Here is a 21503-nt window from a genome sequence, read left to right as displayed (position 1 = left end):
TATGGGGTTTAAATTAGATAACTTTACTGAATCACTTAAATCAGGAATAAAGTATTTACCAGTAACAGCTAAGTTAACTCTAGTTGCGGTTGTCATTGGACTTATAATTGGACTTTTTATTGCCATTTTTCGATATTATAAGATACCTGTAATTTCACACATTTTAACAGTTTTTATTACGATTTACCAGGGTCTTCCAATGATGGTTGCATTACTTATATACAATCTACTTTTTTCCTACTATATCGGTCCTTTTATTGATTTTTTTCATTTAAATATCGATGTTAATAAAGTAAATAATATTATAGTTGCATACTTTGCACTTTCGCTGGCTGCAATAACTACTATGTCAGAAACATTTCGAGGTGCACTTAATTCTGTTGAAAAAACACAATTTGAAGCAGGTTACTCTGTAGGTCTTACAAAGTTTCAAACTTTCAAAAGAATTATCCTTCCACAGGTAATCCCTGTTGCCATACCTGGACTTATTAATAATCTTGTAGGTGTTATTAAAGGAACCTCATTTGTTATGGCAATTGGAGTATTAGAAGTAACTAACGCCTCATTAATACCATGTTTTAAAACTTTTAGTTATGTTGAAGGTTATCTAGCTGCTGCAATTATATATTGGTTTTTTACTATAATCCTAGAAGTAATTCTTTCAACTATTGAAAAGAAATATTCTAAAAAAAATATCAAAAGTGAGGTAAATTACGCATGATTGAAATAAAAAATGTAAAAAAGAATTTCGGAAAACTTGAAGTATTAAAAGATGTTTCATTAAAAGTAGATAAAGGCGATGTTGTTGTATTACTTGGACCTTCTGGTTCTGGAAAAACCACTCTACTTAGATGTATTAATTTTCTAGAACAAGCTGATGAAGGTATGCTTACAATTGACAATCAAACTGTGAATTTACACACAGCATCTTCTAAAGAAAAATTACAGATACGAAAAAAGACTGCTTTTGTATTTCAAAATTACGGATTATTCCAAAATAAAACAGCTCTTCAAAATATAACTGAAGGTTTAATAACTGCTAGGAAAGTTTCTACCAAAGAAGCTATAAAAAAGGCTGAAGAAGTATTAGCTTGGGTAGGAATGTTAGATAAAAAAGATTACTACCCTTCGCAACTATCCGGTGGTCAGCAACAACGAATTGGCATAGCAAGAGCGGTTGCACTAGACCCAGATGTAATTCTCTTTGATGAACCAACCTCCGCACTAGATCCAGAATTAATCGGCGAAATCCTAACTCTCATTAGAAATGTGGCGAAAAAGGGAATTACAATGATAGTTGTTACTCATGAAATGAGTTTTGCACAGGAAGTTGCATCTAAAGTTGTATTTATGGCAGATGGTGTTGTAGTAGAAAGTGGAACTCCTAAGGAAATCTTTTACACACCAAAAGAAGAACGAACAAAGAAATTTCTAGAACGTATCCTACCTCAGGACGAATATTACATATAAAAGAAGTGATGAATCTATCTACATAGACTCATCACTTTTTTATAACTTATAACTGCAAAAACAGACATTATTAAAATCAATGCAGTTATTATAACTTTCTGTCCAACGAACACTCCAAATACAATTGCTACAATCATTAATAAAATTGATATAAACATATTTGGAAGCATATAAGTTACGACTACTACATTTTGCTGAAAAACTTCAACTTCATTCTCCCAATCAAGAAGCATATGTTTTATACCACATGAACATCCCCAGCAACTTGAAAAGAAACACATCACAGTTCCTACTATGAGGTATAGCACTATATCAAATATGTGAACATTTGCTGAGATAGCCATACACAAAGTAGCAAATGCCATACAGGGTACTGTCACATACATATTAAACAGTATTTTCCCCTGATATATGGTTTTCTTATCAATAGGCAAACTTTTTATAATCCAAAGATTTTTACCTTCAAGCGAAGGTGTACATGTTGTTGTAGAACCCATCCCAATAAATAAATAAACTATAAATGGGATTGCCGGTCTGTATACATCCAGCGAAACGGGAATATCCTTCATAAGATAACCCATAACTTTATCATAACCTAAAACGAAAAATACAATACCTGCTACAATAACCAAAAACTCTCCCATGATGACATTTAACATATACATAGTAGAACTTATAAGTCTCTTATATTCCTTATAAGCGATTGACTTAACAACGCTTCTCTCTTTTAAATTCCTAATCGTAAAACCACTACTTTTCCCATGTGATTTAAGCGATGTATTTATTTGTCTATAATTCCTTCCAACGATCGAAAAAGTAACTATAAATAATAGAACACTCGTTACTATCAAAAGAATAAAACCTAATAAATCAAGCTTTGTGATTGCCCTATTAAACCAATCAATTGGTAAGTAAATGCTTGCTACTTTATCACTAGTTTTTGTAATATCACGAAGTGTCTGTTGCATCTTTCCCTTAGAGAAAAACTCATCAAAAATATTCTTTAAGAAAAAACACAACGTAACTGCAGCAAATGAAAGAGCCGTCTGAACTAATGCCTTTTTTTCAAAACCTAGACTTAACTTTGTAATTATAAAACTTAAAAAAGCTGCTACAATCATTGGTATTAACGGTAGTATAAAAGACATGATAATCCATAATGGATAAACTGCTATTGATGGTTTTGCAAATATACCATAACCTGCCATCATAGAAAGCGAAAGGCTTAAATACCAAGGCATACGCCTAATATACATATATAAAAATTTACATGCTGCTACTGTCTTTGGTTTAAAGGGAAGCGACATTACACTATCATATTCTTTAAAATTATAAAGGTAACCATTTGCTTTAAAGAAAGTAAAAATAAAATCTAATGAACTTATGGAAATAGCACACATAAGCGGTGTATTTTCTATCATCCCATATGAGTTATACTCTATGCACATCGCCATACCATATACAGCGAACAATGCATAAAGAATGTATGTACCAATTATATTTGATAGTATCTCTTTCTTCTTCTCTTCATCCTTTGTATATTTATACTGGTTATATCGACTAGTTGACAAAAGTAGCATCTTAACTAAAACAATACTATTTTTCTCCACTATCCACCTCCAAGAATACATCTTCTAAAGACCTATCTTTTGTAAGTTCATCCATAGTACCAGAGGCTATAATACGTCCTTCCTTAATAATAACCACTCTATTACAAAGTTTTTCGGCAACATCTAATACATGGGTTGAGAAAAACACAGCTGAACCCTTACCACACATATCTCGCATAATTTCCTTAAGTGTAAAAGTAGCCTTTGGATCAAGTCCAACAAATGGTTCATCTAATACAAGTAATTTTGGCTCATGAATAAGCGCTGAGATAATTGCAATCTTTTGTCTCATACCATGAGAATACGAACGAATCAAATCACCCAACGAATCAGTTATTCCAAAAATATCCGCATATTTTTTTATACGTTCTTCTCTTAATTTTCCTTTTATACCAAATACATCCGATATAAAATTTAAATACTCAATCCCTGTAAGGTTTTCATATATGTCCGGATTATCCGGTATGTAAGCTGTTATCTGTTTACACTTTACTGGTTCCTTTTTCACTGAATGTCCATCAATTAGAATTTCACCTTCAGTAAAATCAAGAACACCAACTGCCGCACGAATCGTAGTGGATTTACCTGCTCCATTATGTCCTATAAATCCGCATATGTCTCCACTGTTAATTGTTATATTAATATTATCAGCAGCCTTTTTCCCGCCACCATACAACTTTGTGAAATTTTTAATTTCAAGCATTGGTTTACTCATAGATCAACCCCCGTTTTAATCTTCTATAAACTTGCTTTAATTGTATATGTATACCTTCATTTTTTCAATACTTCTACTAATAAAAAGCTGCTTCACACAAAGCAGCTTTTTATTGTTCTTTTATATTTTTATATGTATTTCCTTATCTTAATTTATTATAATCTTCTTCTGCAACAGCTTCTAACCACTCATTACTTGTTTCCTCGCCATCAACTTCAATAGCCAAATGAGAAAACCAAGAATCAGCTGCTGCGCCATGCCAATGTTTAACCTCTGCAGGAATATTTATAACTTTACCAGGGGTCATTTCTATTGCTTCCTTTCCCCATTCCTGATAAAATCCTCGTCCTCCTATACAAATCAACATCTGACCACCACCACTTTTTGCGTGATGTATATGCCAGTTATTACGACATCCTGGTTCAAATGTTACATTAAATATCGGTACCTGTTCTGTTGACAAAGGTGCCAAATAACTCTGACCAACAAAGAACTCACCATAAGGATTAGCTTCTCCAATAGGGAAGAATATTTCATTTTGATATTTGTCTTTTTCTGAAGTTTCTTCTATCTTTTCATTATATACTTCCTTGGCTATATTAAATACAGCCCATGCTTTAGGCCATCCTGCATAAAATGCTACATGCGTTATAATTGATGCCATTTCCTTATGTGTAACGCCATTATTTTTTGCATTCATAATATGATATTTAATCGAACTATCAGTTATACCCTGTGCCATAAGAGCAACTACTGTAATAATTGATCTTGTTTTAACATCAATATCTTCATTATTCCAATTCTCCCCAAATAACACATCATCATTAAAGTGAGCAAATTCTGGTGCGAACTCACCCAATGCATCACGTCCTGCAGTTTGTACAATTTTCTTACTCATATACCTTATCTCCTTTTATTTTCCTATCATATGTACTCCTACTTTCAATTCCCACTCACTTTTGGGTAACCACTCTATTTCTTCCGTTATTTTTTCCATAATAAAGTTTTTCGTCTGCGTCCTTAATCCAATCATCAACAGATTGATTTTTCTTACGCATACTAATTCCTATTGTAATTGTAACTGGAATTTCTCCATCTTCCCATGATATAGGAGTCGTTTCTATCTTCTTTCGAAGTTTTTCCATCAACTCTTTACCATTTTTACACTTTTCAGAGTAAAATAAAAATTCTTCACCACCCCATCTTGCTATATCACAATCTGAACATATGGATTTCATAGTATTAGCTATGACTCTAAGTACTTCATCACCAGCCGCATGACCATATGTATCATTAATATTCTTAAATTTATCAATATCCGCCATGGCTATAAAGTCTGTCTCACTATTGCTACTTGCTTCGTCAAGACGATTTATCATATAGTGTCTGTTGTAAAGTTTTGTAAGTCTATCTACCTGAGCCATTTCACGGAGTTTTTCCTCAGATGATATCACCATCTTTATAAGATAATTAATATAGAAAATCAAAAATCCAAATACTATAATAGCGTTAAAAATCCAGAAGAACGCCGCTAATTCCTGGTCTCTTTCATATATCGGACCTACCACTGATACATAGCCCGTACAAATAAGGTATACAGCTTCAATACCAAAACTAACGTAAAGAGCTCGCAAACTTCTTCGTTCCAATTTATAAGCCATATATTCTGTCGCGTACATTACTGGAATCATTGAAAAGCAATAAAGATGGAACCCATATGAGTACCCAAGACACACTGTCGCCATACTCATATACAAAGTAATCCAAATATATACTAGCCAAACATAAATATGTAGCAATTCTTTTGCAATAAGATAATATCCTACCAAATAAACAACTACTGTAGGAATACTGAAATATATAAGAAACGGTGCATTCACTCTACAGAAAAAGTAGCCCAATCCAAATACCAGGAGCAATATTACTGTATTTACACCGTATGTCATTTTTTTCGCTGCCGCCATACTCATAAATACCCCTCCTATCCTAATTGTAAAAACCCACTTTTATTATAACACTAACTAACCAATACTAAAACAGTTAAAACTAATTAAAATATAAAAAACCACTTATCTTTCGAAAAAGATAAGCGATTTTTATTTGTCATTCTTTTAGTAAGAGAAAAATCTATTTTTTTATTTTTATTTTCTTAACATCACTATACTTACCATATACTTTTTTGCCATTTGGATCAACTTTATATGCTCTTACTTTTACATAATATTTTTTATTCTTCTTAAGGTTTTTAATTATTGTTGATGTCTTTTTAACATCCTTAACTTTCTTTCCCTTTGTAAACTTTTTATCACGAGCAACAACTACTTCATATCCTGATACACCCTTTATCTTTTTCCAAGATACTTTAAGTGATTTCTTTTTATTATTTTTTAGTAACTTAACTTTAGTTTTATCTGGTGTATTTATAATAACTGTCTTATATACTATTTTACCATCTGCATTTTTGATTTTTACAATATCAAATTCAACGATTCTATCTTCTAATCCTTCAAGTGTTCCCATTCCTTTAATAACAACTCTAGCTTTACCTATACCGATGTTATTTTCGTATTCAACCTTATAATCAACGCCTTCCTTTAAGTTACTATTAACAAACTCAACCTTAGGTGTAATACCTTCTCCAGTCAATTCAAATTCTTTCTTTTCAATTTTTATCTCACCATTTGAAAATGAATTAACTTTTCCAACATTATATACTTTACTATCTGTTATAAAACATTCATATCCTCCATCGAAATTTTCAATAACTAAATCATATCCTAAAACTAAATCAACATCTTTCTCTTCAACCTTAAAGACATCAAATTTTGGAGATAAAACTTTCTTTTTGCTTAAATGTTCTATATCTGTATCGTATTTTCCTCCTACATGCTCTGTATACTCTACCATATCACTAGCTTTTATCACATATTCATCAGTATATGATTTTTTGGTATTGTTTGAATAATCTTCTGCAGTTACACAATACATTGCTTTATCTGCTTCTAATACTTCAAGTTTAATCTTATCACCAACTTTTAATTCAGCCACCACTAATTCATCTTCATCCACAATATTTTCATTGTCTTTATCAGCATAAAAACCATCGAACACATATCTATCAGAATCCATATCCTTAACAAAAGTAAACTCTCCATAAACTCCGTTTAAAAATCCATGACAACATCTGTACGATAATATAGCATCGTCTTCTACTAAGTAATTTCTTTCATCAAAATATACTGGTTTACCTTTTCCAAATGTCAAGTATTCACACACTGGTTTCATAGTAAATGTATTCTTCTCACTAGCCCAAGGCTCAGTATTTGTACAGTTAATTAAATATTTCTTACCTTCCACATTTGCGTATGTATATCCACTGAAGTTTTCAACATATCCAGCACTTTCTTGATCCATTTCAAATGAATACTTTCCACTATTTTTATCATAATTGTAATGTACATCATATGGCAAATCTTTAAAATCAAACATATCACGATCTAAAGTTAAATTGTGACTAAACATATACATCACCTTAGCATACGAATCACCTATAGTATAATTCATATAATCATTTACATTAAAATACGCAGTTTCATCGCCAGCGTATTCTGCTGGTAAAAATACCGACATTGCAATGGAATCATTATATCTAGATGTTTCCCATCCATTATAAGCACTTATAATACTTGATGTGATTGATTCTCTTAATTCCTTTATATCTTCAAGACATTCTTCATATCCCTGTGCTGCAATTCTATATTGTGTATGCGGTGAATCAGAAAGTTCTTTAATTCTTTCAGGTGCATTTTCTTCTAATAAATCAAATAGATTACTTATTCCTACAAATGAACAATCCCTATCTAATGGTTTTACATTTGAACACTGTAATAAAATATCCTTCATCGAATCCTCATCAACAGATGCTTTAAATAAATCATCTCCAAATTCAGAGAATTTTATTGCTGTCTGAGCTATCTTTTCAAGGTCTACCGCACATAACGTCTCATCCTCTAAATAATAATTTGCATCATCTAAAAACTCCTCTGAATACTCTCCTTCACCTTCATATGCATTTTCCCACATATCTTTCATAAGAATACCATCATACCCATAATAATCCTTATGAGCTTTTACTATGTCAGCACCTAATCGCTTTCCATCATATGATTCATTACTATAATTATTTGCTAATTTTTCAATAAATGGTGTATAATACCAACCATCTCCAAATTCACTAGTAAGTGCACCAACACCTACTTTTGCATATGGTGCAAGATTAACCCATGATTCATAATTTGACATAAAGCAAGCATCATATCCTATAAGATCATATTTTTCATATCCATCTTCTGCTCTTTCTTTTAATACCTGCTTCAACTCTCCTAACGTAATTGGATTTTCCGTATACTGGTCATAGCATACACCACCTGTTATTCCTCCACCATGATTCCATAAATCAATAGCCATATGTTCTGCTGCATAATTTGTATCAAGTTCATTTAAAAATTCTCTTATATACTTTACTGCTCCCATATTTGCATATTTTTCATCGTCATACTCTTTTGGCACATCAGATTCATCCTTACTATTCTTTGAATCTCTCTTACCTTTTGAAAACTTATTTTTCTCAACTTCAGCTTCATCAAATTCATAACTTCCATAAAAATCCTGTATTTCCTTAACCAACGCAGGGTCATAATCTGCAATATCCTTAATATGTTCAATAGTTGGAATCTCTTTTACACTACCATCATCTGCTTTATATTTATGATTATAATTAACTCTATATAATGATAATTTCGAACTATCAATCTCCTCAGGAATAATCTGATCAACTTCTTTTTCACTAAGTCCTTTTTCTTCCATGAGATAATTTGAATAGATATCTTTAAAATGCCATGCAATTGCCCCTCCTGTTCCAACAATAATATTATTGTTTTCAGAAAACTCTTTTGGAACATTTGCTTTTAGTATCTCTACTAAATCCGCTGAAGCAGATCCTAATTCTTGTTCAAGATTATTACCACACATATACAAACCAAATGTCCACCCTGGTGATTTTCTTAATACATTTAATTTCTGAGCTTCTGCAGCATACGAATAATTACTCATATTCGGTACATTTACTCCAGAAATTGCAATTGCCAATGCACTAGTTACCGTTACTATTTTTTTAGTTAAATACTTTTTCATTCTTTTCTCCTTGTATAACAGTTTTCTATAAGATAATCCGTACGTTTTGTTCTTACATCCATAATAACTACAGTTAGTATCATTTTGTGACAAACTATTTTTAAATATTTTTTAACTAATAAAATTTCTAATTTCAAAATAAAAGAAAGCCATAATATTTAAGGCTTTCTTCTATTTATTCATGTATTATTTATTTTACTATCAGATCCAAATATCTGTCACAACCCATTCATTTTCCTCAATTGGGTAGGCACTATCACAGAACGGACAATTTTTAAGTTTTTCCGCATCGAAACTTGCACCACATGATGGACAAGATACAGCCATAGCAGAAAATCCAAGGTTGGTTGGTTTTTTTATAACTTTACGCAAACTCATACGAATCTTATCGGACTTACGAAGGATTTCTCCGTTATGGTAATGTAAGCTATCTGTATAAAACGTAAGTGAAACATTGCAAATACCATCCTTGAAACTGTATTTGTCAACGCCAGAATTATAATACGTCATATCCACAATCTCACGAAACTTTTCCGGAATTGGCTTATCGCACTTACAGATAGTCAATTCTTGCGGATTCTTACTATATATCATAAGTTTCAACAATGACATAGATTTATCGCGGAAATATTCCGTTGAAAAAGTTGGATCAATCAAGCGCATCTTATGACAAAACGACAGAGAATTCATAGTTTTAGTGGCCCCACGTGCAGACTTTCTCATAAGCTTAACTGAGCCCACACTACCTGCTATAAACCATGCTATACCACCAAATATTGCACCAGCAAATAAACTTCCAGCAAGCCTTGAAACGACCTCAAAAACAATGTTAATTCTTGTACCTCCAGTTAATAAATCAATTATCATTTCCCCTATTGTTAGTACTGAGAAAAAAATAAAACCACCTAATATATATTTTTTGATTTGATTCTCTTCAAAATAGTTTTCATTATCTTCTTTAATAAAGAAATGCATCACCTTAGGATATAATTCATCCATTAAGAATTTTGAATCACAGAATTCGCATCCATCCTCAAGTTTTCCAAGTGTAGACGGTGCACCACAATGTGGGCAACACACTGGAGTTTTAGGTGACGGAAGATTGCCCTCTTTAGGATTTTGCATAATAATACTTAGCGTTCCTTCACCAGTATATCTAAAAATCTCATTCTGAGATTTGTGAACACTTATTGTAATATGTTTATTCCCTCCAATGATGGAATTCACAAAAACATTATCACCATATGAAATGGATGAAACTCTCTCCGTATCCACTTTTGGTTTCTCAGTTTTCATATCTAACTCAAGACCAAGCGACTTTAATTTTTCTTTTTGCTGTTCTAACATAAAACGTGTATCCTGACTAGCAAGTTCAGATACTTTTCCATCACTATACCAATCAGAAACCTGTTTTGCAAAACTTTGATAATAATTATAGTTCTTATCAGTAGGTGAAATGTTTATATTCATTTCAAAATTATCCATAATATCATTCTCCCCATTTCTGTAATATATTTATTTTTCTTTTTTTGCTTTCCTAAGCATGTATTTTCTGGCTATTCCTATTCCAATTTTAAAAGGTAAAGGTCTTAAAGCTTTATCAGCTTCCTTAAGTTTTTCTCTAATTGGAATATTCTGCGGACAGTGAGTTTCACATTTGCCGCACTCTATACACTGAGTAGCAAATGCCGGTTCTTTTGTAAGACCAACTGTCTGTGCAAATTGAAAACGACCTGAGTTCTTATTTTCAATATACATTGTATTATAACACGCAAATATACCAGGTATATCAACGCCCTTAGGACAAGGCATACAATATCTACAACCTGTACACCCTACCTTTTCTTTTTCCTTAATTAATCTTTTTATTTCTTCTAATAACTTTAGATCACTTTCATTTAAATTGCCCTCGCCAGAATCAGAAGCCACTCGGCAATTCTCTTTTACCATCTCTATAGAATTCATACCCGATAAAACAACTGTTACTTCAGGCTGATTATATAACCACCTAAAAGCCCATTCTGCCGCTGACCAACCACGCTCATTATTATCAATAAGCTTCTTTGCCTTTTCAGGTAACATATTAACTAATTTACCACCTCTTAATGGTTCCATAATAACTACTGGAATTCCCTTTTTAGCTGCTGCCTTAAGTCCAATAACACCAGCCTGAGTCACCTCATCCATATAATTATATTGAATCTGGCAAAAATCCCAATTATAATCCTCTAGTATTGTTATAAAATTTTCACTATTACCATGATAAGAAAATCCAATATTTCTTATACTACCTTCCTTCTTTTTCTTTTCAATCCATTCAAGAATTCCAACTGCTTTTAGTTTTTCCCACATAGCTACATCTGTCAAATGATGCATAAGATAATAATCAACATAATCAGTTTTAAGTCTCGATAATTCCTCATTAAAATATTTATCAAGACCCTTACCATTTCCTATTAAGTATTGAGGTAGCTTAGTTGCAATTTTAATTTTATCTCTTATATTATTTTTTTCAACAATTTCACCTAATGCAGCTTCACTCCCACTATAAATATAGGCTGTATCATAATAATTTACCCCCTGATTATAAGCTTCCATAATTTCTTTTTCAGCTTTATCAATATCAATACTGTTTCCCTTTTTTGTAAACCTCATACACCCATATCCCAATATAGATAGTTTTTCACCATTTTTATCTTCTCTATACTGCATAAATTATCTCCTATAATGTTATCTCCTTTAAATCCAAATATCTATAACAACTCATTCATTTCCAGGCTTAATAGTCGCTTCGTACATTATCAAATACTTTTCTATCTCGAACACTTATTATCTTTTCTGATTTTACCACATATTTTTTTACTATCAAGTTTATTCTCTTATTAAGTTCATTTATTATAACATTTGCTGTAAAAAACCGTCTATCTTTAATAGATAGACGGTTTTTATAAACCTCGTATAATACTAAGGTACTCTTGCCTATGATCAACAACTGCATATACTGCAACTATTTTATTTTTTTCATCGTGTTTAATTATAAATATTATTGAGCTAAAGGCATTATTCTCCAATCTTTAATCCTTTTAGTAAATCGCCAAGCGATGTTCCAATTTCTTCAGTCTCTGGAAGTTCAAAATCTTCTTCTTCAACCTCTTCTTCAGAATTCTCTATAAGTGCTTTTATTGAAAGTGAAATCTTGCCATCCTTAATTTCGATAACCTTAACATCAACCTCCTGTCCTTCTTTAAGCACAACACTTGGATGTTTGATTCTATCGTGTGAAATCTGAGAAATGTGCACCAATCCTGACATGCCATTCCCGATATCAACAAATGCTCCGTAATCCTTTATCGTAGCAACCACACCGTGGAATACCTGTCCTTCGGTAATCTCAGACATCTTTTTCTTTTTGCTCATTTCCTGCTTTTCTTTAAGTATTTCTTTTGCAGATAATATAAGTTTATCTTCATCCATATTTGCTTCAAATACTCTAACCTCAAGTTCCTTTTCCAAGAACGGATTACAGTCTTCCACTCTTTCAAGTGATAATTTTGATATTGGAATAAATGCTCTTATGCCTTCAAAATCAGCAACCACACCGCCTTTTACAATTCCACTTACAGTAACTGTAAAATTCTCCTGTGATTCCTTCATCTCTTCTGCTTTTCTCCAGGCTAACAGCTCATCCGTATCATGTACGCCATCGCCAATTAAGCTATATGATTCTTCTAACATTTCCTCGTAATCCTTCATTGTTTCTTCCATGTTCAAATTCTCCTTTTATAATCGTATTTTTTTGTAAAATAATAATTCCACTATTTTTCCACTATTTTACACTATTTTTCCACTATTTTCAAAAACAAAGGCCGACTGAGCATCAACTCTGTCGACCTGTTATAATTTCAGCAAATACTTTAGACTATTTAATCAAATACAACAATAATGTCTAACCCTATAATTTATTTAACCTTTACCTTCACTGCCTTATACACACCATTCTGCGCATAAACATAAACAACACAACTTCCTTTACCTACGGCTTTAATCTTTCCATTCTTTAAAACTTTTACAACCTTAGGATTTGAAGTTTCATATGAAAGCTTTCTATACTTCTTCACCTTAAGTTTTCTGCTGGCAGCCTTAGCAACAGCCTTACTCCTCGCTGTCTTTCCTTTTTTAAGTTTAACCTTACTCCTTTTTACCTTTACAGCCTTGTGATTTCCAAACTTGCCACCCTTAGTAGCAATGTATATAGTTTTAGAAATAGCACGAGTTTTTCCATTACCTTCAGCCACAACTATGTATTTATAATACGTACCCTTTTTTAGTTTCTTCTGAGTATATGAAGTTCCAGTAACTGTACCTAATTTAACATATTTATTTTTCTTACCGCATTTGCTGCCATAAATAACGTATGACTCAGCACCCTTAACCTTATTCCATGATATTTTAATGCTCTTCTTCGTTACCTTCGCCTGCTTAGCCTTAAGAAGCGAGAATGTCGAACCAGTCGCATCTTTATCACCAGTAATAGATTTTATCTGTTTCTCTTTATCCTCAAGAGGAACCATCTTATTTCCATAAACATCTTTAGTTGTTCCAGCATATGTCTTTGGAATTACAATTTTGACATTTTTACGCTCAATATTACCTGGATAACCTATAGCCTGATAACCATCTGCATCGTAGTTTCCACCTACTCTCTCTGAATAAGATGCACTAGCATCAAGGTTCAGCAAATTAACAAGGCCATCATAAAATTCATCGTAATTTATTCTTCCATGAGGTCGACAATAAGTTGAGTCCTTTTCTATATGAACAACTTTCCATTGGAGTGCCCACGTGAAAGCTACCCATGCATAAAAGTCCATATCAAGCGAATCTTTATACCAATCAGATCTACCATAATCATACCCTGAACCAAGCTTAAACACACCAGCATATCTATAAGCCATCAAAGCAAAATCCTGTCTATTAATAAGTTCCTCGCCTTTAAATTGATTATCGCAAATCACAGGATAACCGAAGCATATATTATTTGCTTCGCCCCATTTAACTGCATCGTAATAAGAAGCATCAGATGGAACATCAGTAAATCTTGTTTTTAAATTACTAACATCTGGTTCGCCCGCAAGCATATAAAGAGTCTGCATAGCCTGACCTCTTGTAATAAATGTATCGCTATCCTTAAGTCCATCATTCTTATCAAGTTTACAATCTGGAACATTTTTACCGTTGAACTTTGCATTCACCTTAGAACCTTTCATTCTATTATCAAGCGCAACGTAATGTCTAAGTTCATCAAGCGGATAACTACTTCCGCCATAATCTATTGTCTTTGAGTAAACTTCACCCATCTTAGGTTCATCTGCATATTTACCCTCATTATAAGCTTTGCAAAGGCGAAAATTCTTGCTAAAATCTAATTTTTCAATACTACTTAATCCATAGGCCCTAAGGTAATAAAGCTTTGGATTGTGAGATAAATCAAGAGATTGTAGCTTCGTATCACATTCGACCGTTAAAAATGCCAACTCTGAATTTTGAGATAGGTCTAGCGATGTAATACCATTATTATAACTACAAACCAATTCCAGCAAATGCTTCTGATTCCTTACATTTACATTCTTCGCTGCTGTCCATGCAATGTTTACGTACTGAAGTTCCTTATTATTTGAAATATCTACATCCTTAAGTTTTGGATTGTGCCATATATCAAGTCTCTTAAGAAGTAGATTACGAGAAACATCCAACTCTTCTAAATCATTATAAAAACAAGTAAGTTCACAAAGATTCAAATTTTTAGATACATCTAATTTTTCAAGCGAACAATTACTACAAAATAAATGTTCAAGTACAGGATTATTAGACACATCAAGTTCTTTAAGATCTGGATTTGCATTACATTCAAGAAAAGCAAGATGTTTATTCTTACTAAAATCCAATTTTTTAAGTTTACAATTAAAACAATAAACCCATACGAGATTCGGACAATTTGAAAGATCTAATTCAGTTAAAGGATTATATGAACACCACACACTAAGAAGGTTAGTATTTTTTGATAAATCCATTTCTGAAATATTATTACCCTTACACCATAACCCCTGTAATTCTGTGAAGTATTCTACACCTTTGATACTGTAAATCTTACTATTCTCACAATACAAATTCCATGTATTTTTTATTTCATTACTATCAAGCCAACCATCACCATCTTTATCAGAGTTAACCACAACACATTTTCTGAAGTTTTCATCAGGAAAGTGATCTTCGTCAATAGATACAACTTCTACAACATCATTTGCTGCCTTTACGGATTGAGTATCAATTCCCGTAAAAACCATTGCCGCACACATAAGTGTGGCAATAAATTTTTTCATGTTTTTCATCTTTTTTATATCCTCCTTACAAATAAAACCACCAAACGTAAATATACAAAGTTATACTTTAACGCCCGTTAACTATTTTAAATCAAAAAATATAGATATGTCAATATGGCAATAATATACAAAGTACATTCTCTAACGTTATCATAAAAAACATTGCCAAAAACAATCCCCGATACAATCATCATTTACCTGATAGTATCGGGGATTCAATATAAAACACTAAATATAAAATTTTACCTCATCGACTAATTTGGAATTCTTAATTCATTAGAAACAGCATTAATTATATTTTCAAATTGTTCTCTATCCTTATGTAATAGCATAAACCACTCCTGTTTCATATAGGTTTTTATATACCTTTGTTGGATATAAACCAATATAAGTATCAACAAGTTCTTTTGTAATTTTTTCATCCTTGATAATTTTTTTTAACTTATCAGAAATATTAGTAGCACTTTCATCCACATATTTATCTATATCACTAAGGAAATCTAAAAACTGCATTACATATATATTTTCCTCAGTAATTTTTGCCTTAGGCTTTCTGATAATGAATTTCTGTCCCTTAATATCAACTTCTCTCACTTTTGCACTTGCTTCATTTGTTACTATTTCCTGAACATAAGGAACCTGAAGTAATAGTCCAATCTGATTTGCAAAAGTATATCCCGAATAATATCCCTGTACTCTACCTCTCCGATTTACATATCTGCATCTAGCTACAGTATTAGCCGATATTGGAGTTAATCCCTTCAATTTCATTTCACCAGGCAAATAATAAACCCCTGCATCATATCTACAAAGTTTTCCAGAATCACACAATTCCTTTAATTTTGGACGAAGTGAATTTCCTACCATGCCGATATCAATATCTGCAGTGAAGATTGGTTCATATGGCTTAAAATTTTCAATCAAATATTCATATAACATAACCACGCCTCCCACATAACGCATTTTAACTTTTATATTTCGTTTTCGTTATATATACAATAACATATTTTAACCATTTAAGTCAATAAGCGTTATGCTCATTCATCTACTTCTGATTATTATTATCTTCAGCTACTACCAGTTTTATTCTCTTTTATTTCCGGCGAACCGTCATATGGAATAAGATTAAGACGAGCTTGATAATCAGCTTTCTCCTGCAACAAATTTTAGGGAACTTTTCCGCGTTATAATTCGCAAAAAGTTCCCTAAAATCATCTATTCACAAATATTGGCTATATAGTTAATCTGCAGTTCTCCATCCCGGAAAACACATACATTCCTTTATTTCAGGAAAGTCATATAATATATTTGGTTCAACTTTATATTCAATTTTTCTTTCTTCTAATGCCAACATGATCTCTCTAATCTTATAGGTATATCCCTTAATAGAAAGACTTTCGCCTTTATTAAATGCATTTTTTACTGCATTTACATTTACACAAAACAATCTTGCTATCAGCAAATAATTTTCTTTATTGCTTCCGTTAACATATATCTCGTATTTCTCACTTGTTACACATGGAGCCATTACTGGTGAAGTAGCCCATCCGAAACCGCAGTTAGTACATATTGCACTTCCGTTTTTTACGATTAATGTTTGTTGATTACATTCTGGGCATTTTTCTATTGTTTGTTCTGGTTTTTTATTTATACAATCTTTACAATTATTCATTCCTACACCTTATTTCAGCAAATGCTTTGCATTATATTACAATCCAAGTTCCTGTTCGTTGTTTCATAACAACAAGGTCTGAAACATCAACTTTTCCATCAAATGTTGCATCCATGGCCAAAAGATTGAATAAACATTTACGTTCTTTAATATCAAATAATTCAATTATTCCGTACTCATCTGAAATACTATTCATCTTTTTCCAATCATCAGGATTTAAATGAATTATACCATTAACAGGATGCTCTATTTCATATACAATTCTATCAGGAAGTAAAATATATGCGTATAATTTTCTATAATCTTCAATTCCTCCACCATAGTAATCCATATTTACATCACAATGATTTCTATAACAAAATGGAACCTGATTCATTGTATTTCTATTTTGAAATGAAGTCAAAGCTACATTCCATTTATCTCCAGGATATTCATGAAAATGTGGGTGCGAATGATGTTCATCATTTCCATAGAATGTTCCCTTTTCATTGTTTTACCTCCAAAATTATTCTTTTCTCCCTTTTATTTATCTTTTTCTTCATATGGTTTATTCCATGAACCAATCTCAATTAGATTTCCTTCAGGATCTGCAATATAGCATGTTCTCTGTCCCCATGGTTCTAACTCTGGTTCAAGTACTGGTGTGGCGCCATTTTCAACTGCTTTCTTAAATGCTTCATCAACCTCTTCAAAAGTATCAACATATAAAGCAATCTCATAATGACCATTTAATCCCTTAACATAGTCATACTTACGACTCGTCATCTTTTCAAAATCTCCACGTCCATAAAACAAGAATAATGTTCCATCCTTTACAAGATATACATTAGATGCATCTTCCGCTTCCTTAATTTCGAATTCCAATACATCCCTATAAAAACGAATCATCTTTGCCATATCCTCAACAAATATTCCAAATCCATCTAATCTCATAAAATACCTATCCTTTCAAGTTTTCAATTAAAGTTTATCTCCAATAAATCTATCAAATTCTTCTTTTATTTTGTCCAATCCATAATTTATAATACTGTCAAAAGAATTCTCTTCCAACATAAAACGCACAAATCTAGTACCAAGATAATATCCAACATCACTATGGTTTTCAAAACTAACCCAATCACCAAAGTATCTTTGATTATCACGAGTCATTGTATTTAAATCATCACAAAATGATCTTATTATTAATTCAATATTACTTTCACACCAATTTCTCCAATTATCTTTATCTTGATGAAAGTAATTAAAATTTCCCAGTATCTCCTGTTCAAATACCATAGCAACACCTTCCGTGAAAAGTTGCCATAAAAAACTATCTTTCTCTGAATTAGTTGTTATTTTAAATAGGCCATACTGTTTCTGATAAACATGTCCCAATTCATGAAGTATCAATGCATTCATAGAGTCTATGTCATACCAACCAAACTCAATAATCTTTTCTATTCCAAGAAGAATTGTTGTTTTACCCGATACCTCTGTAACACATCCTGCTCCATTACACAAACCTAAATAGAGATATATGTCAACATCTAACGTTCGATTAAACACTTCATATATTCTATCATTCAAATTCTGTGTTACTTCAGCAAATGCATTTACAACTTTATCTATCTTACCTAAATCATTATAGGCTCCATCCAATATTGGTAAATAATCCTTTTCCCAAGTATATCCAGCTCTTTGACAATCAATCATATCCTTAAGACATATCTCTTTTGCACCAGGAATGTATAAATCCATATACTTTTTCCATTCTGATAAATCAAAATGTCCAGATATAAAAATATCATCTATATTTGAAATTGTATTTATAATATTCATATTTGCTCCAATTATACAAAAGTCACTTTCAAATTCCTACCTTGAATAAACACCTTTTAATATTTCATTCTTATATGCTTCTCTATCAGGCACATCATACTCATCTGCGATTTTCGCAGCAAGTTCATTATCATATGGAATGCTTAGGATATTCATACTCATTGGCGTTAATTTAGACTCTCCAAGATCCCCTTCAATTAACAGAGCATGACATCTTGGAATACCAAGTGAATTACCAACACTTCCTGTGTTGATTGCATAACCCATATTATGAGAACGTATATATGGCATATGACAATCTGCACTTATAAAACCTTGATGAACAGTACCCTTTGTATCTGTAAATCCTGTATTCAATTCATCCATCGAAAGATATGGATGATAATTTTCATCTATTGGTCTTCCATGAAATAATCTAAAATTCACTCCACTTATAAGTACTTCATCCTCCATAGGCAAAGATCTAAGCCACTCTATTCGTTCATCACCCAACTGATTTACATAGAAAGCATTAGATTTAAGCCATCCCATAAATTCATCATCTATCTGTTCTTTTAAATCGTGTTTATATTAATCACACCAGAACTCTTAATAACAACCTCATCCCAGTTCCCCGCTATAAAATGATGACAATGATTTCTAACCCAGTCCAGTGTTTTATCATTCTCAGGTCCTTTACCCACTGCATCTCCTAAAAACCAAATATCATCTGGCTGTATCTTTTCAATTTCTTTTTCTAGTGCAAGTGTAGCGGTCATATTTCCATGTAAGTCCGCCAAAAATAAAATCTTTGACATTGTTATTCTCCTTCGTGACTCTATATACAGTATTTCTTATATTCACTTTATTATTTTATCATTTTTTTATCCCATCAAAAAGAAAAATCACTATTATTATTTATATAACTAAAATATTAGCTTTTCATACTCCTTAGTTTTCGAATTAATCACTAAGAAAGCAGATTCGCCAATTTGTCTTCCATCTCTATAAGTCGAAAACACATCAGTTGATATAAAACCATTCTTTTCATATATCTCCTCAACAGGAGTATGTCCCACCACTTGCATATACTTATCTCTCCTATATGCTTCTATATCACCATGTTGTGGTCTTAACCACAATGGAGAAATACTTTTCCATAAATTATCCTGTATAGTATTATTTATAATCATAATCATTTCATCTATGTTTTTTTCAAAATAATTAGTTTGTAAATTTTCTTCATAATTTAATTGTGAATCTAACCATTTTACGTATTCTTCACATAATCCTCCATGTGAAAACAATACATTATCAATTCTATGAATAATTGCAATCTTTGATGAATCTTGAATAGTTTCTTCAAGTTCTTCTAATTTGGATATGACAATACTTTCTGCACACGGTGAATATCCTGTTTCCAAACGTCCCCAAGGATAACTCACATCATGATTTCCATAACACCATAAAGTATCTGGATAAGTTTTAGCAAATTCAATAGCTCTATCAAACACATCCCCATATAACTCTGTATTAAAATCCATATACCAATCATCTGGTATATCCATCAAGCATACTGCCCTATCTGCTTTTCCTTCATTTAACATACTTTCAGCTTTATCAAAAATCCACTTTTTTAAATGTATATCTGGTATAACTAAAACTTTCATATTTCATTCTCCTCTTTACCTTTTATCTTAAAACCAAAGGCGAATTATCTAACATTTGATCAATAAGAATATGCATTTGTTTTTTCATATCACTACTTGTTATTTCTATGATAGCAGTTGTTAATCTCACCGCAGCATCCTTAGATGAAGCTCCACAATAAAAGCTCTTTGTGGTTTTCTTCTTCCTCCCCAACTTGATGTCGATTTTTTCGACATCAAGTTTTTATATTCATCTTGAGTTAGATAAAAACAAAAATACAGAACCAGAGATTTTTCAAATACTTAACCAAAGAAATAATTGGAACAAAAAACAACTTAAACAATTACTCGCTTATGCCCAAAAATTAAATGAATTATCTTCTGATAAATAACTATAAATCCAAATACCATATTAACTGAATTTCATCTCTTACTTCCGGTTCAGAATAGTATGCATACATATCAACTTTAAATAATAACGCACCCTGCTTTTTATAAAAATTACAGGCTGTAACATTGTTATTCTGACATTCTATTATCATCTGTTTATATCCAGCTTTAACTGCGCCTTCTCTACACATATCAAACAGTTTTTGTCCTATTCCTTGATGCTTATAACCATCCTGAACCCTTATATCCCACAGAACACAAGCATCTGTTCTTCCAGATAACATATTTAAATTCTCTGTTGGCCCTGCCACGGTTGCAGCACCAATAGGCTTATTCTCAGCAAATGCCATATAAAATTTCCAAGTTGATATATCAAAAGTTTTCTCATATTCCTTGGCAAGTTCATACTCACTTAAATCTTTTATACATTTCTCCACAGGAACTTCCTCAAAAAGAAATCCCCCAAGCCCACTATCAATTCTTTTCAATTTATATTCCGAATTAACTTCTACATTCATAGATACTTTATCATATAAATCAAAATATGTTTTGTCTACTTCTTTATATGTAATCATCATTCTTCTTCCTTTGTAAAAAACTTGTAAATAATTCTTTTATTTCTTCTTT

At 31.9% G+C, this 21503-nt stretch carries 20 protein-coding genes; 2 read left to right on the top strand and 18 right to left on the bottom strand.

Annotated features, from left to right (window positions below):
• Position 1: 1 nt before the first annotated feature.
• Together B5D16_RS10900 and B5D16_RS10895 are read left to right on the top strand one after the other, a co-directional pair.
• Entirely contained in the window at positions 2 to 721 is a 720-nt protein-coding gene (locus B5D16_RS10900) for an amino acid ABC transporter permease (protein ID WP_078767018.1), read from the top strand.
• On the top strand, positions 718 to 1470 hold the full coding sequence (locus tag B5D16_RS10895) for an amino acid ABC transporter ATP-binding protein (RefSeq protein ID WP_078767017.1): 753 nt from the start codon (positions 718 to 720) through the stop codon (positions 1468 to 1470). Before B5D16_RS10900 ends, B5D16_RS10895 begins: the two co-directional genes overlap by 4 nt.
• 14 nt (positions 1471 to 1484) lie before the next feature.
• Here the strand turns inward: B5D16_RS10895 and B5D16_RS10890 are convergent, their stop codons facing one another.
• From B5D16_RS10890 to B5D16_RS10805, 18 genes are all read right to left on the bottom strand, one after another.
• On the bottom strand, positions 1485 to 3080 hold the full coding sequence (locus B5D16_RS10890) for a putative ABC transporter permease subunit (RefSeq protein WP_078767016.1): 1596 nt from the start codon (positions 3078 to 3080) through the stop codon (positions 1485 to 1487).
• Positions 3067 to 3783: an ABC transporter ATP-binding protein gene (locus B5D16_RS10885; RefSeq protein ID WP_078767042.1), complete on the bottom strand. Its 717-nt coding sequence runs from the start codon at positions 3781 to 3783 to the stop codon at positions 3067 to 3069. Before B5D16_RS10885 ends, B5D16_RS10890 begins: the two co-directional genes overlap by 14 nt.
• A 154-nt stretch (positions 3784 to 3937) precedes the next feature.
• Positions 3938 to 4693 carry a carboxymuconolactone decarboxylase family protein gene (locus tag B5D16_RS10880; RefSeq protein ID WP_078767015.1) on the bottom strand — a complete coding sequence of 252 codons (756 nt, stop codon included), beginning with the start codon at positions 4691 to 4693 and terminating at the stop codon, positions 3938 to 3940.
• A gap of 55 nt (positions 4694 to 4748) precedes the next feature.
• Positions 4749 to 5765: a GGDEF domain-containing protein gene (locus B5D16_RS10875; protein WP_078767014.1), complete on the bottom strand. Its 1017-nt coding sequence runs from the start codon at positions 5763 to 5765 to the stop codon at positions 4749 to 4751.
• 157 nt (positions 5766 to 5922) lie between these two features.
• Complete coding sequence (locus tag B5D16_RS10870; RefSeq protein WP_078767013.1) at positions 5923 to 8988, bottom strand: clostripain-related cysteine peptidase; 3066 nt, start codon at positions 8986 to 8988, stop codon at positions 5923 to 5925.
• Positions 8989 to 9189: 201 nt separating this feature from the next.
• Positions 9190 to 10473: a hypothetical protein gene (locus B5D16_RS10865; protein WP_078767012.1), complete on the bottom strand. Its 1284-nt coding sequence runs from the start codon at positions 10471 to 10473 to the stop codon at positions 9190 to 9192.
• 30 nt (positions 10474 to 10503) lie between these two features.
• Positions 10504 to 11700 (bottom strand): aldo/keto reductase, encoded by a 1197-nt coding sequence (locus B5D16_RS10860; protein WP_078767011.1) that lies wholly within the window; start codon positions 11698 to 11700, stop codon positions 10504 to 10506.
• 348 nt (positions 11701 to 12048) lie between these two features.
• Positions 12049 to 12753, bottom strand: a complete 705-nt coding sequence (locus B5D16_RS10855) for a S1 RNA-binding domain-containing protein (RefSeq protein ID WP_078767010.1) — start codon at positions 12751 to 12753, stop codon at positions 12049 to 12051.
• A 194-nt stretch (positions 12754 to 12947) separates the two neighbouring features.
• On the bottom strand, positions 12948 to 15377 hold the full coding sequence (locus tag B5D16_RS10850; protein WP_078767009.1) for an S-layer homology domain-containing protein: 2430 nt from the start codon (positions 15375 to 15377) through the stop codon (positions 12948 to 12950).
• A 309-nt stretch (positions 15378 to 15686) separates the two neighbouring features.
• Complete coding sequence (locus B5D16_RS10845) at positions 15687 to 16307, bottom strand: DUF6088 family protein (RefSeq protein WP_078767008.1); 621 nt, start codon at positions 16305 to 16307, stop codon at positions 15687 to 15689.
• Between the two features lie 301 nt (positions 16308 to 16608).
• Positions 16609 to 17040, bottom strand: a complete 432-nt coding sequence (locus tag B5D16_RS10840; RefSeq protein ID WP_078767007.1) for a hypothetical protein — start codon at positions 17038 to 17040, stop codon at positions 16609 to 16611.
• Between the two features lie 31 nt (positions 17041 to 17071).
• A complete protein-coding gene (locus tag B5D16_RS10835; protein WP_078767006.1) occupies positions 17072 to 17443 on the bottom strand; it encodes a hypothetical protein in 372 nt (123 codons plus the stop codon).
• Positions 17444 to 17562: 119 nt separating this feature from the next.
• The gene (locus tag B5D16_RS10830; protein ID WP_078767005.1) at positions 17563 to 17973 is read right to left on the bottom strand and encodes a VOC family protein; all 411 of its coding nucleotides are present in this window, start codon (positions 17971 to 17973) and stop codon (positions 17563 to 17565) included.
• Between the two features lie 27 nt (positions 17974 to 18000).
• A complete protein-coding gene (locus tag B5D16_RS10825; protein WP_078767004.1) occupies positions 18001 to 18858 on the bottom strand; it encodes a DUF2268 domain-containing putative Zn-dependent protease in 858 nt (285 codons plus the stop codon).
• A gap of 36 nt (positions 18859 to 18894) precedes the next feature.
• Positions 18895 to 19389: a metallophosphoesterase family protein gene (locus B5D16_RS10820; RefSeq protein WP_078767003.1), complete on the bottom strand. Its 495-nt coding sequence runs from the start codon at positions 19387 to 19389 to the stop codon at positions 18895 to 18897.
• A 23-nt stretch (positions 19390 to 19412) separates the two neighbouring features.
• Positions 19413 to 19655, bottom strand: a complete 243-nt coding sequence (locus B5D16_RS10815) for a metallophosphoesterase family protein (protein WP_078767002.1) — start codon at positions 19653 to 19655, stop codon at positions 19413 to 19415.
• Between the two features lie 108 nt (positions 19656 to 19763).
• Entirely contained in the window at positions 19764 to 20507 is a 744-nt protein-coding gene (locus tag B5D16_RS10810; protein ID WP_078767001.1) for a metallophosphoesterase, read from the bottom strand.
• A 371-nt stretch (positions 20508 to 20878) separates the two neighbouring features.
• Positions 20879 to 21451 carry a GNAT family N-acetyltransferase gene (locus tag B5D16_RS10805; protein ID WP_159444372.1) on the bottom strand — a complete coding sequence of 191 codons (573 nt, stop codon included), beginning with the start codon at positions 21449 to 21451 and terminating at the stop codon, positions 20879 to 20881.
• Positions 21452 to 21503 lie beyond the last annotated feature (52 nt).

This window comes from Eubacterium uniforme, from assembly GCF_900167115.1.
Lineage (GTDB): Bacteria > Bacillota > Clostridia > Lachnospirales > Lachnospiraceae > Eubacterium_S > Eubacterium_S uniforme.
The sequence above is the reverse complement of the archived record's forward strand: the minus strand, read 5'-3'. Positions and strand labels throughout refer to the sequence as shown.